This is a genomic window from Streptomyces saintjeani (genome assembly GCF_055409605.1).
On the sequence record NZ_CP189624.1, the window covers coordinates 9,759,283 to 9,772,762 of the forward strand.

General features: G+C 72.8%; 9 protein-coding genes. 3 read left to right on the plus strand and 6 right to left on the minus strand.

Annotation, left to right across the window (positions count from 1 at the left end; translation table 11 throughout):
- Complete coding sequence (locus ACQCO7_RS43620) at nt 1–5,376, minus strand: SDR family oxidoreductase (protein ID WP_464077057.1); 5,376 nt, start codon at nt 5,374–5,376, stop codon at nt 1–3.
- A complete protein-coding gene (locus ACQCO7_RS43625) occupies nt 5,373–6,812 on the minus strand; it encodes an acyltransferase domain-containing protein (RefSeq protein ID WP_464077058.1) in 1,440 nt (479 codons plus the stop codon). The genes ACQCO7_RS43620 and ACQCO7_RS43625 overlap by 4 nt, the downstream gene beginning before the upstream one ends.
- Before the next feature lie 271 nt (nt 6,813–7,083).
- Here ACQCO7_RS43625 and ACQCO7_RS43630 point away from each other — a divergent pair, with 271 nt between their 5' ends.
- Nucleotides 7,084–8,061: an NAD-dependent epimerase/dehydratase family protein gene (locus ACQCO7_RS43630; RefSeq protein ID WP_464077059.1), complete on the plus strand. Its 978-nt coding sequence runs from the start codon at nt 7,084–7,086 to the stop codon at nt 8,059–8,061.
- Here ACQCO7_RS43630 and ACQCO7_RS43635 read toward each other — a convergent pair.
- A complete protein-coding gene (locus ACQCO7_RS43635; RefSeq protein WP_464077060.1) occupies nt 8,047–8,787 on the minus strand; it encodes an AraC family transcriptional regulator in 741 nt (246 codons plus the stop codon). The genes ACQCO7_RS43630 and ACQCO7_RS43635 overlap by 15 nt on opposite strands.
- 54 nt (nt 8,788–8,841) lie before the next feature.
- On the opposite strand from ACQCO7_RS43635, the gene ACQCO7_RS43640 reads away from it, so the two are divergent.
- Nucleotides 8,842–10,053: an MFS transporter gene (locus ACQCO7_RS43640; RefSeq protein WP_464077061.1), complete on the plus strand. Its 1,212-nt coding sequence runs from the start codon at nt 8,842–8,844 to the stop codon at nt 10,051–10,053.
- Here the strand turns inward: ACQCO7_RS43640 and ACQCO7_RS43645 are convergent.
- A complete protein-coding gene (locus ACQCO7_RS43645; RefSeq protein WP_464077062.1) occupies nt 9,972–10,751 on the minus strand; it encodes an NAD(P)H-dependent oxidoreductase in 780 nt (259 codons plus the stop codon). The genes ACQCO7_RS43640 and ACQCO7_RS43645 overlap by 82 nt on opposite strands.
- Before the next feature lie 139 nt (nt 10,752–10,890).
- Between ACQCO7_RS43645 and ACQCO7_RS43650 the strand changes: the two genes are divergently transcribed.
- Nucleotides 10,891–11,733, plus strand: coding sequence for a helix-turn-helix transcriptional regulator (locus tag ACQCO7_RS43650; RefSeq protein ID WP_464077063.1), 843 nt, complete (start codon nt 10,891–10,893; stop codon nt 11,731–11,733).
- Between the two features lie 139 nt (nt 11,734–11,872).
- On the opposite strand, the gene ACQCO7_RS43655 is transcribed toward ACQCO7_RS43650, so the two are convergent.
- Both ACQCO7_RS43655 and ACQCO7_RS43660 read right to left on the minus strand, forming a co-directional pair.
- Nucleotides 11,873–12,604: a GAF and ANTAR domain-containing protein gene (locus ACQCO7_RS43655; RefSeq protein WP_464077064.1), complete on the minus strand. Its 732-nt coding sequence runs from the start codon at nt 12,602–12,604 to the stop codon at nt 11,873–11,875.
- A gap of 12 nt (nt 12,605–12,616) precedes the next feature.
- Nucleotides 12,617–13,468: a GAF and ANTAR domain-containing protein gene (locus tag ACQCO7_RS43660; RefSeq protein ID WP_464077065.1), complete on the minus strand. Its 852-nt coding sequence runs from the start codon at nt 13,466–13,468 to the stop codon at nt 12,617–12,619.
- Between the last annotated feature and the right edge of the window lie 12 nt (nt 13,469–13,480).

Here is a 13,480-nt window from a genome sequence, read left to right on the forward strand (position 1 = left end):
TCACTTCGAGGCGAGTTCGGTGCCGCTGAGGCCGGTGATCTGGGCGAGGACCCGACCGTCGGCGGTCCGCGCGGTGGAGACGCCGGTCGCGGCGCAGTGGGCGAGGACGAGGCCCCCGGGATGGGCGAGGGCGAGGGAGGTGTCGTCCGCGTCCGTGTGCAGGGTGATCCGCGCGGCGTGGTGCGGTACGGCCACGGTCCTTGCCAGCCACCGCGTCCGCGCGAGGCTGTCGAGCAGGACGCACGGCGTGCCCAGCCGGGGGAGCCCGGCGCCGGGGCGCCAGCGGCAGGAGCTTCCGCCGGGGCCGGCGCGCCAGTCCTCGGTGGCCCGGAACACGCCGGTGAGGAGGGCGGGCGAGGTGTCGTCGTAGTACGGATCGGCGACGGGAGCCCAGGCCGCGTCGGGCTCGCCGGTCGGCACGGGCAGGGGTGCGGGGCCGCCGAGCCGTACGACCGCCCGGAAGTGCTCGCGGTCACGGGCGAGGACCCGGCCGTCGGGCGCGACGATGTCGGAACGGACGAGGACGGCGACGGCTCGCGTGCCGGCGGTGCCGGTGGCCCTGGCCGTCACCCGGTAGGCCACCGGGGTGCCGTCGGCACGTGCCCGCACCCATGCCGAGAACACGAGGTTCTCGACCGCGCGCACGGGCAGTCCCGGAGCGAGGGAGCGTGCCGCCTGGACGGCGAGGCCCGCCAGCATCATGCCGGGGAGCGTGGGACGGCCGTCGATCATGTGGTCCAGGAGGAAGGGATGCGTGCGGATATCGAGGGAGAGCGGCCAGCGACCCGGTTCGCACGGCTCGCCCAGCAGGCCCGGGGAGTCCGGTAGGCCGGGGGTGGGCGGTAGCTCGGGGGCGGCCCGCAGGCCGGGAGAACCCGGTAGGCCGAGGGCGGGCCGCGGACTGGGGGAACTCGGCAGACCGGGGGAGGGCCGCAGGCCAGGGGAGCCCGGTAGGCCGGGGGTGGGCGGTAGCCCGAGGGGGGACGGCAGGTCGGGCGAGGCACGCAGGCCGGGGAACTGTCGGTCGAACGAGGCGTGTTCCGCCTTTCCGACGAACGTGACGAGCCGGTCGCGCCGGGGCCGTGCCAGCTCTTCGAGGAAGTGCGCCACCCCCTCCGCCGTCGTCATCCGGCTGAGCCGGGCGGTCCGCGCGGTGTACGACTGGACGACGCTGCCCGAACCGAGCCCGGTCTCGTCCCAGATCGTCCACGCGATCGTGAACTCCCCCTGCTCCTCGGCGACTTCGGCGGCCCCCGCGAGGAAGTCGTTCGCCGGGGAGTAGTCGCTCTCCCCGGGCAGCCCCGCAAGCCCGGTCACCGACCCGAAGTTGCACCACAGCCGGGGAGCCGACACCCCGCTGAACGCGTCCCGCAGATGGTGATACCCGGCCAGCTTCACGTCCCGCACCCGCCGCATCCCCGGCAGATCCTTCCGCGTGATGTCCCCGGGATGATGCACCCCGGCCCCGTTGACCAGCAGATCCACGCGCCCGACCCGCTCGGCCACCCGCCGCACCGCCGCCGCGTCGGTCACGTCGGCGGTGTGGAAGCGGACGTTCCCTACGCCGCACAACTCCCGCAGCCGGGCCAGGTTGAGCCGCGACTCCCGCGCGTTCAGCAGCCGCTCGAACCGCTGGTTGATCTCCCGCACCGACACCCCGGGCCGCGCGAGCCGCTCGGCGGCGATGAACTCGGCCCGCAGCCCCGCCAGTTCACCGTCCCCGGCGGCCAACAGCTCCTCCGGCACGTCCTCCACACGGCTGGATCCGATCAAGTGCAGCCGCACCGGCACCTGTTGAGCCAGCCCGATCATGCACGCGGCCGTGATACCCCGCGCACCCCCGGTCGCCACCACGACCGCCCCCGGCGCCAACGGAACAGGCCCGACCGGTACATCGTCCTCGCGGAGCCGCTGGACGAGCCGCACCCCGTCCCGGTGCATGACCACCGGCAACCCCTCCCGCGCCCGCCCCAACTCCCTCTCCAGTGCGGCGAGTCCAGCCTCGGGAGAGTCGGCGTCGGTCAGCAGAGCGAGAGGCGTGCACCCGGTCAGCTCCCACGCGAGACTCTTCACGAACCCGGTGAACAGATGGGCGTGCGGCGAAGTGACCGACCCGGTGAGGACCGCCACTCCGAGCGTCCCGGCGTCCACCAGCGAGTCGCGCAGCTCCCGGGTGGCGAGGAACGCCGCTTCCTGCACGGCGAGAAGGCCCTCGGAGGGAGGCGCGGGCCAGGCCGGAGCCGTACGCAGGTCGGTGAGGACCCGGAGGTGGCGGAACCCCTGGGGGTTCTCGGCGAGGATCTTCTCGACGGACGCCTGGATGTCGTCCCCGGGGCGCAGGGTCAACAGGCGGGAGGTGGAGGGGAGTTCGGGGACGGTGGAGTCGGAGAGGACGAGGGTGTCCGGGGCGAGGCGTGTCGTAGGGGCCGGTACGCCCCCGGAGCGAACCCAGGCGACTGTGTGACGGCGGGTCAGCCTCGTTTCGTCAAGGGGCAGTTGCCGTATCGCGTCGATCAGGTCGTCCGCCGCCAGATAGGTGCGGTCCGTGGCGAAGCCCTGCCGGTCCGGGAGGTTCGACAGCAGGTCGTCCAGCGGGGACAGGACGGCCCAGCCCCGGGAGCGGGCGATCGACGCGCGAGTGAGGACGAGCGCGAAAGCGCCCTCGGCGGGGGCGGGTCCGGGCAGACCGTGGAGGCGGGCGAAGAGGGGAGTGCTCCCGCCGTTGGCGCCGAGGACGAGCGCCAGGTCCAGCTCCCCCCTGCTCAAGTACTTCTGCGCGGTCCTCAGCGCGGTACGCCCCGAAGTGGGCCCGGTGTCCACGGTCATCGTCAGCCCGTGCAGGTCGTGAGCGGAGGCCACCCGGGCGGGGATCACGTTCGGCATCAACCCCGCGAGCGTGTCCTCGCCCGCGGCCGGCGTACGCTCCATCACGGTCTCGACGAACCCCTTCACAGGCTCGCTGCCGAGGGACCGCGCATAACAACGCACGCTCATGTCGGCCGAGTTGACCGGCACCCCGGTGTGCGCGGTGATCACCCCGGTGGTCTCCGTCAGCCCCTCCCAGAAGGCCGCGAGCCGCGCCGCGACCTGCAACGCCATCAACTGGGCCGGATCGATCGCGGCGGCGGTACGCGGCGGCATCCGCACCTCGCCGACCGGCGGCACCGGGTACGGCGTCCCGAACGACCGCCCCGCCAAGGGGAGTCCGGCCGCCAGACGCCGTAAGACCTCCGCCTCGTCCGGCGCGCCGGGCAGATGCGCGGACCAGCCGACGACGACCACCGGGTCCCCGTCGAGCACCGGCGGCTGCGAGCGGGGCGTGGACTCGTCCTGGAGGAGGAGGTGCGCGTTGGTGCCGCCGAACCCGAACGACGAGACGCCCACCGTCCGGGGCCGGTCCGGCTGCCGGGGGAGCGGCGTCGCGTGCGCCGGGATGCGCAGCGCGGACGGGGCGATCCCGTCGCAGGGGACCTGCGCGGGCACCGTCGAGTGCGCGAGGCCCTGGAGCGCGTGGACGACGGACAGCACCCCGGCGGCCCAACCGGTGTGCCCCACCACCGACTTGTTCGAGGTGCACAGGACGCCCGGGCTCGCCTCCTCCAGCACCGCACGCTCCACCGCGTCCCCCACCGGCGTGCCGGTCGCGTGTGCCACCACCCAGTCGAGCTGCCCCGCAGGCACCGCGTTCACGGCACGCGCCCGCCGCAACGCCCGTTCCTGGCCGGTGCGGTTGGGCGCGTGGACGGCCTTGCCCCGCCCGTCCGACGCCGCTCCGAACCCGGCGAGCACCGCCAGCACCCGGTCCCCGTCGGCCCGCGCCCGGTCCAGCCGCTTGAGGGCGACCAGACCCGCGCCGTCGGAGAAGAGCACGCCGTCCGCGTCCGCGCCGAACGCCCGCACCCGGCCCGACCGGCTCAACCCGTTCAGCTGGGCGAACAGGACGTTGTAGCGCGGACCTTGGGAGAAGGCGCCGCCGCAGTACGCGATGTCGCAGTCGCCGTCCAGGACACTCTTCGCACCGAGGTCGATCGCGTACAGGGACGAGGAGCAGGCGGTGTCGACGATCTGCACGGGCGTCCCGGCGGGGAGGATGCCCTCCAGAGCCGCGCGGGCCGCCGCGTGGGGGAGGTGGTCGGCGAGGACACCGGCGTACGGATAGCGCCGGCGCAACATCGAGCGGACCTCCTCGGAGCCGGTGCCCTCGGCCACGGCCTCGACCAGGACGCTCTCCTCGACGTGCTGGCTGCCCTCGTTCCACGCGCCGACGAAGCACGCCGCCCGGAGACCGGTCGGTGGCCCGCACTGGAGGAGCGCGGCGCGCAACCAGGCGGTGAGGAAGTCCCCGGTGCCGTGCGCGTAACCCGCAACTCGACTGTAGGTCCGGTCGGTTGCCCCGCGTTCGGCGGACCAGAAGTCCCCCAGCGCGAAGCGTTCCCCCGGCTCCGAGAACACCGGGCGGCCCTCGACGAGCCGCTCCCACAGGGCGTCCGGGCCGTCGACCCCGGGTGCCACGACACCCATGCCGACGACGGCGACCGTCTCCTCCTCCCCGGGCGCCTCGACCGAAGCGGCGTCGACGCGTGGCGTGAGCATCGCCCGCCCCACCGACAGACCGCCGTCCGCCAGGAACGACTGTCCCGACACCCACCCCGACTGCGGTGACGCCAGGAACGCCACCAGCCGCGCCAACTCCTCCTCCCTACCCACCCGCCCCAGCGGCGCCGCCCCCGCGTACACCCGCCGCAACGCCTCGGCCTGCGGGAACAGCGTGGCCGTGGAGTTGTCCAGCAGCCCCGCCGACGCGGTGTTCACCCGGATCCCCAACGGCCCCAGATCCGCCGCGAGATACCGCGTCATCGCCTCCAGCGCCGCCTTGCACACACCGACCAGGAAGTAGTTGTCCATCGCCAGACCCGCGCCGATGGACGACACGTTGACGATGGTTCCGCCGCCGCGCCGCTCCAGGAGCGGGACCGCGCCCAGGGCGCACCAGCGGGCGCCGTGCACGTTCGTGTCCAGCGCGCGCTGCCACTCGCGGTCGGTCAGCTCGTCGTACCGGGCGAAGACGCCCCGCGCCGCGTTGTTGACCAGGACGTCCAGGCCGCCGTGCGTGTCCGCGACCGCGTCGAACATCTCCGCGACCGCCTCCGGCTTGGCGACGGTCGCCCGCAGCGCCTCGGCCGAGCCGCCCGCCGCGCGGATCGCCGCGACCGTATCCTCCGCCGGGCCGGGGGAGTGGAAGCAGTTCACGATCACATGGGCGCCGTGCCGGGCCAGTTCACGGCTGATCGCCGCGCCGACGCCCTTGCCGCCGCCGGTCACCAGCGCGACGCGTCCCGCCAGGTCGCGGGCGGCCGGGATCTCCGCGTACGTCATCGGCCCGCCGCCGTGGGCAGGTCGAGCAGCAGGGTCGCCAGGTCGTCGAGGGTGGTGTAGCTGGTCAGGCGGCTGCCGTCCGGGGGGAGGCGGCGGCCGTAGCGCTCCAGGACCTGGGAGAAGAGCTCGACCTGTTTGATGGAGTCGATACCGAGGTCGGCTTCCAGGTCGGCGCCGGGGGTGAGGACGTCCGGGGGGTAGCCGAGGGCCTGGGCGTACAAGTCCCGGAGTACGCCGACGAGTTCGGCGTGGCCGGGCAGGGAGGCCGGGGCGGCTGAGGGCTCGGTCCGGGAGTCTCTCGCGGGCCCGTTCGGTGCTGGTTGCTTCAGCACTGACCCATCCGGAGCCACCCTCTCCGCCGAGGGCCCGTTCGGTGCTGCTGGCTTCGGCACCGACCTCTCCGGCGTCACCCCCTCCGACGCGAGCCCGCCCGGTGCTGCTCGCTCCGACACGGCCCCCCTCGGCGCTGGTTGCTTCGGCACCAGCCCACCCAACGTCCCCACGAACTCCCGCACCCCCACCCGCCTCCGCAGCGGCGCCACCGCCCGCACCCCCGGCACGATCCCCGTCACCAGATCACTCAGCACCCCCTTGGCCCCGCACTCCACGAACACCTCCGCCCCCTCCGCGTGCAACGCCCGCACCGCGTCCGCGAACCGGGTGGGCCGTACGAGATGCCCCGCGACCAGCGTGGAATGCGCGTCGTCCCCGAAGTACCGCCCCAAGATCGCCGAGTACAACCGGTACCGCAGCGGACGCGGCGCCAACTCCCCGACCCGCACGGCGAATTCGTGCGCGACCCCGGCGAGCCCGTGACTGTGGAACGGGTACGGCACCCGCAGCTCCGTCGCCGAGATCCCCACCGCCTCCGCCGCCTTGCGTACCCTCCCCACCGCCTCCTTGGGCCCGGACACCACACACTGCCGGGGTCCGTTGTCCGCCGCCACGCAGACCTCCCCTTCCGCGAGCGCCGCCAGCAGATGCCCGGCCCGCCCCGCCGAGACCTCCAGCGCCACCATCCCCCCGGCCTCCGGCGGACACGCCGCGAACGCCTCGTCCCGCGCCGCCACCAGCGCGACCCCGCGCTCCAGATCGTGCGCACCGGCCGCGACGAGCGCCACCAGCTCCCCGAAGCTGTGCCCGAGCAGCACGTCGGGCCGTACCCCCAGCCGCTCGGTGAGCAGCCGGAACAACGCCATCTCGGACGCGAAGATCGCCAGATGGAGGTCCTGCGGCGCACTCGCCACGAGTTCCCCCAGCGTGGGCGCCCCCGTGTCCACGAGTAACCGCGACACGGGCCGGTGCCCCAGCCCGGCAGCCGCCCGGTCGACCTCCGCCAGCACCTCGCCCACCACGGGCTCCGCCTCGGCCAGAGCGCTCAACGCCCCCGGCACATAAGCCCCTTGACCAGGGAACAGCACGACACACGCAGACATGGACACCCCTCGGCAGACACGGGAAGGGGCGCACGCCGGACACGCCGCCCGCTGAAGATCCTGGGAACCGGTTGTCATGCTCCGTGCCGCCTGTGGGGTGCGTGTAGGGCGCCTTCACCGGAGCGCGATTCACCGCACGAGGCGTACGCACCGAAGGGCTGACACCATGACCCCGGCGCCCTCGGACCCATCAGGTTGTGCGCCGGAGTGGACGGGAAGGTTCCGGCAGGACCACCCAGCCACTTCCCGCGTGGCAATGAAGGGGAGACGTATGCGAGTCGTCGTCATCGGCGGAAGCGGCCACATCGGCACCTTCCTCGTACCCCGGCTGGTGCGGGCCGGCCACGAGGTCATCAACATCAGCCGGGGCACCAGCACCGCCTACGCGGACGCTCCCGAGTGGCGGCAGGTACGGCAGGTCGTCGCCGACCGGCAGCGGGAGGACGCCGAGGGCACCTTCGGCGACCGGGTCGCCGCCCTCGCGCCGGACGCCGTCGTCGATCTCGTCTGCTTCACCCTGGACTCGGCGACCGCCCTGGTCGAGCGGCTGCGCGGCGCGACCGGACACCTCCTGCACTGCGGCACCCTGTGGCGCTACGGCCCGAGCGACAAGCTCCCGGTCTCCGAGGCCAGCGGCACACCCCCGGTGGGGGAGTACGGCATCCAGAAGGACCGCATCGCCCGGATGCTGAAGGCGGAGACAGCGAACGGCGGCCTCGTCACCACCTCCCTGCACCCCGGCCACATCGTCGGCCCCGGCTGGGAACCCGTCAACACGCTCGGCAACCTCGACCCCGCCGTCTGGTACACCCTCTCCGCCGGACACCCCCTGAAGATCCCCGGCATCGGCGCCGAGTCGATGCACCACGTCCACGCCGACGACGTCGCCCAGTCCTTCGAACGGGCCATCGACCGCCGGAACGCGGCGGCGGGCGAGGACTTCAACGTCGTAGCCCCCACCGCGCTGACCGTACGCGGCTACGCGGACATCGCGGCCGGCTGGTTCGGCCAGAAGGCGACGCTGGAGCCGGTGACCTGGGAGGAATTCCGCACGACCACCACCCCGGACCACGCCCGGAACAGCTGGGACCACCTCCACCGCAACCACTGCCTCACCATCGAGAAGGCCAGGACCCTCATCGACTACACCCCACGCTACGAACCGGAGACCGCCATCCTCGAATCCGTGCGCTGGCTCCTCACCCACGACCGCCTGAAGACCGCCGGCCCGCTCCTACCCACCGTGTGAGCCCGGCGTGTGACCGAACGTACGCCGGAAGACGTCGATAAACGCGCTGGCGGAGGACCAGCCGCACCGATGCGCGACCGCCGTCACCGGAACCCGCTCGGTCAGCAGGACCAGCGCGTGATGCAGCCGCAGTTGGGTGCGCCACTGCGGAAAGGTCATCCCGAGGTCGGCGCGGAAGAGCCGGGACAGCGTCCGGTCGCTCGCACCGACCTCACGGCCCAGCTCGGCGAGGGTACGGCTGTCGCCGGGGTCCGCTTGGAGGATGCCGCACAGACTGCGCAGCAGGGGAGCCGTGGGCGCCGGAAGGTGCAGCGGCTGCTGCGGCGAGGCACGGAGCCGGTCAAGAAGGACGGCACGCAGCCGGGCCCGCTCGGGGCTGCCGTCGGCCTCGGCGCCGGTGTAGGCGACGATCAGCTCCCGCAGCAGCGGACCGACGGCCAGGACGGTCGGCACGTCGAGGCCGAGCGGGTTCTCGGCGGCGGGCAACCCCACCAGATGCAGGTCGAGTTCGCCGTACGCCCGATGCGCGTGCACCGTCCCGGCGGGCACCCAGATCGCGCGCGTACCCGGGGCGACCCAGGAACCCGCGCCGGTCGTGACGGCCAGCACGCCACGGCCCGCGTAGACGATCTGGTGGTCGTCGTGCCGGTGCGCGTCGATCGCCGTGCCGGACGCCAGCCACTGGGTGCGGGTCGGGGCCACCGGATCGTGGCGGATTTCCGTCATCACCTGGCAGCTTATCGAAAGCGCGACAGAGGGCCCGGCCCGGAGCATGACGGCATGCGAAGGAACACCTCGATCGTCCTGCTGTCCGTGGGCCATGCCTGCATCGACATCTACCAAGGCGCGGTGGCCGCCCTGGTGCCGTTCTTCATCGCCGAGCGCTCCTACACGTACGCCGTCGCCTCGGGCATCGTCCTCGCCGCCTCCCTGCTGTCCTCGGTCGCCCAGCCGGTGTTCGGCGCTCTCACCGACCGCCGGTCGATGCCCTGGCTGCTTCCCGTGAGTACTCTCCTCGGCGGCCTCGGCATCGCGCTCAGCGGGCTGACCGGCTCCTACCCGCTCACCCTCGCGTCCGTCGCCCTGTCGGGCATCGGCGTCGCCGCCTACCACCCGGAGTCCGCCCGCGTCGCCCGTCTCGCCGCCGACGGCAGTCACCGCGCGATGGGCTGGTTCTCCACCGGCGGCACCATCGGCTTCGCCCTCGCCCCCTCCATGGTCACTGCCGTGATCGCCACCGGCGGACTGCGCTGGACACCCCTCCTCGTCCTCCCGGCCCTCGCCGGAACCGCTCTGTGCCTGCCCGTGGTTCACGCCCTCCAGCAGCGGACCGCCGGACCCGGTACGGCGTTCCCGCCCGGCCACGACGACACCGCCTCCTTCGTGAAACTGTCCCTCGCCGTGGTCTTCCGGTCGGTCACCTTCGTCGGCCTGAGCACCTTCATCGCCCTGTACGCCCGCCAGCGCCTGGACGGCAGCACGGTCGCCGGCACCGCCGCCCTGACCGTCCTCTACCTTGGCGGCGCCGTCGGCTCACTGCTGGGCGGCGCCCTCGCGGACCGCTGGGACCGGGTCACGGTCGCCCGCTGGTCGTACGCCCTCACCGCCGTATCCGTCGCGGGCGTCGTGTGGATACCGGGCCCGGCGCTCTACCTGTTCGTTGCCCTCACCTCGATCGGCCTGTACGTTCCCTTCTCCCTCCAGGTCACCCTCGGCCAGGACTACCTCCCCCACCGCGTCGGCACCGCCAGCGGCATCACCCTCGGCCTGACCGTCAGCGTCGGCGGTCTCGCGAGCCCGGGCATCGGGGCGCTCGCCGACGGCACGTCCCTCCAGGCCGCGCTGGCCCCGCTCGTTCTGATGCCTGTGCTGAGCTGGCTGTTCTTTCGTACGTTGCCCGAACCCGGCGGTCAGTCGCGTACGTGCAGCCCGAAGCCTGTCCTCCCCGCCGGCTCCAGTCCCTCCTTGAGCCGCAGCGACGGGATCTCGTAGTCGCCGTGGTTCTGCCGCCGGAACGCGATCGGCTCCGTCGATTCCAGGGTGAACAGGCGCTCTTCCCACGCCTTCGCGATGTCCGGGAAGTCCGCGTCGGTCGTCCGGTCGGCGCCGTGGACCGCGAACGGCGGGAGGACGTCCAGGCCGGGGTAGTAGAGGATGCCGTGGTGGATCGGGAACAGCAGGTCGTCGAGGGGGCCGTTGATGCCGCGCGGCGAGTAGTGCGACTCCGGGCCACCGATGGTCACCGACACCAGCGCCCGCTTCCCCGCGAGGGTGCCCTCGCCGAAGCGGTCGCCGTACTTCGTGTCGCTGTGCTCCCCGACGCCGTACGCGAAGTGGTACGTGAACACCCGGTCCACCCAGCCCTTGAGGATCGCGGGCATCGTGTACCACCACAGCGGGAACTGGAGGATGACCGTGTCGGCCCACAAAAGCTTCTCCTGCTCGGCGCGGACGTCGGCCGTGAGGGCGCCGGTGTCGAAGGCGCGGCCCGAGTCGAGGGCCACCTTCAGCGGGGACGAGGCGGCGGGGCCGTAGTCGGCGGCGTCCACGACGGCCTTCCAGCCCATCGCGTACAGGTCGCTCACCCGCACCTCGTGCCCGGCGCCCTCCAGGGTCTTCACGGCGAGGTCCTTGAGTGAGCTGTTGAGGGACTGCGGCTCGGGGTGGGCATGGACGATCAGCGTCTTCACGGGAACTCCTTCGGATCGGATGCCTTCGATCCTGGGGCCGCGAACGCCCGTTGTTCAGGGCCGCCCGTACCGTCGGACCGGACTTCCTGGTACTCGCAGGACCACCCTCGCGCCCGGCACCGAAGCCATACTGGAACCCATGGACGATCTCGCGGGCTTCCTGCGGACCCGGCGCTCCCGGGTCGACCCGGCCGCCTCCGGCATCCCCGTCGACAGACGACGCCGGGTCGCGGGCCTGCGCCGCGAGGAGGTCGCGCACCTGTCCGGCGTCAGCGTCGACTACTACGTACGCCTCGAACAGGGCCGCGCCACCCAGCCCTCCGAACAGGTCCTCGACGCCCTCGCCCGCGTCCTCGGCCTCGACGAGACGGAACACGAACACCTCCACCGCCTCGCCCACCAGCCCCGCCGCCGTACGAAGGCCCCGAGCGGACGCGTACGGCCGGAACTCCCGCGCGTCCTCGACCTGGTCACCGACGCCCCGGCGTTCATCCTGGACCACCGCCTGAACGTCCTCGCCGGCAACCGCCTCGCCGGTCTCCTCTACGGCCGCCCGGTCCCGGGCCTCAACGTGGCCCGCCACATCTTCCTGGAGGAGAAGGAGCGCGGCCTGTACGCCGACTGGGAGAAGTGCACCCTCGACGTCGTCGGCCACCTCCGCCTGGCCGCCGGCCAGTACCCCGACGACCCCCGACTGGCGTCTCTCATCGGTGAGTTGTCCATGGGCAGCGAACGCTTCCGCCGCCTCTGGGCCCGCGCCGACGTCCGCGCCCGCACCCACGGCCGCAAGGCGTACCACCACCCCCTCGTCGGCCTCCTCGAACTCCACCAGGAGAACTTCGCCCTGCCGGACGCGTCGGGCGTGGAGATGATCGTGCTCTCGGCGCCACCCGGCAGCGCTGCCGAGGACGGCCTGCGCCTGCTCGCGGGCCTCGGCGCCACCAGCGACGAACGGCCGGACAGAGTACGGCTGTTGCCCTAGCCGGATACGGCGGATCTCCTTCGGCCGGGTCTTCCTCGGCCGGGTCTTCCTCGGTACGGACGGCAGCTGTGAAGGCGGACGCATTCCGCATCCGCAAGGAGATCATCAAGGCCACCCGAGCAGGTGCGTGCGGTCGCCGTCATTCCCCGGTCAGGTCGCGATCGGCGCGCCCTTCGACCACCTCGCGCGCCACGTCGTTCAACGGCCGTTGGTGTGAACGCGCATGCCTGCGCAGGCGGGTGAAGGCGTCGTTCAGGGGCACCGACCAACGTGTCGCGAGGATGCCCTTGGCCTGCTCGATGATCACGCGGCTGGCCAGGGCCGTTTCCAGCTGGGCGGTGAGAGTCCGGCTGTGGTCGGCCTCCCGCGCGCGTTGCAGGGTGACGGCGGTGAAGTCCGCCATCGACTGGCCGAGGGCCAGCGCGTCCTGGGAAAGGGTGTGCTGCCGTGCGTCGGACAGCAACACGAGCGCACCGCTGGTCCGGGTCTGCTCGCGCAGGGGGAGGGCCGCCACGTGGGTGTAGCCCAGTCCCAGGGCCCGCGGGGCATAGTGCGGCCAGCGCTGCCTGGTCGGGCGGCTGTCGAGAGCCGCCTGGGCCGGCAGCCCGTGGGTGAGGTGGCAGTCGTGGCCGGGACCTTCCCGCCAGCCGACGGCGTCACGCTCCAGCCCCCACACCTCGGAGTCGGAACCCGTCACGCGCGTGGCCTCGTGCTCTCCGGGGGCGAACACCACGGCGGCGGCACCGGCGCCGAGCAGGGCCGGGCTGCGGCGCGCGAGGACCGAAAGGGTTCCGGAAACGTCTAAAGGACCCTCCGTCGTACCACCTGCCAGGGCCACGAATACGTCGGCCAGCCGCTGTTCGGGCGTCATGACACCTCTCCCTCAGTCGAGTTCCGGAGCTTCGTGCACGATCCTCTGTGCGATCACCTCGGTGGACACCTCCTCGGCGAACGCCCGGGCCTTGATGAGCGCCAGCGCGTCGCCGATCGTGCAGCCGATCCGTGCGGAGAGCATGCCCGCCGCCTGCTGCACGATCACCCTCAGATCGGTCCCGCCGTAGAGGTCCGGGTCGGCGTCGGGGCCGAGCAGCACGATGCGGGTGAGGGCCGCGGCGACATCGGCGAGACCGGCCGGCCCGGCGAGAGCGGGGTGCGGGTCGAACACCGTCAGTGCGCCGATGCAGCTGTCCTGCGTCTGTAGCGGAACGGCGGTCACCACGGTGATGCCCAGAGAGGTGACGGCGGGCCCGTAACCGGGCCAGCGTGTCTCGAGTGCCCGGCCCGACACCCGGACCGGGCGGCGGCCCGACGCCGCGTCCAGGGACGGGCCCTCGCCGAACACGTATTCCAGGTCCTGGGCGGCGCGGGACTGTTCGTCCGACACCGCGACCGCGAGCTGGTTGTGACTGGAGTCGACCAGGGTGAGCGCCGCGCTGTTCGAGCCGCACGCCTCCGCGACGCCGGTCATGAACCGGGGCTGGGTGCCTCGTCCGGCCCATTCCGTCGTGCGACGGGCGAATGCCTCATGGAGGGTCGCCGAGGAACGATGGCACGCGGCCGTGCGGCGGTGCGTCGCCGCGATCTGCGCGTACACCTCGCGTCCGGTCTTCTCCGCCAGTCGTTCATGACGCTCGGCGGACGCGTCGGCCCGCTCCGCGCGTTCCAGCGCCCGGGCTGCGCGGCGCCGTGCCACCGCTGCCAGACCGTGGGCTTCTTCCTGCCCCCGCGGGTTCATGCCTGAAGCGTA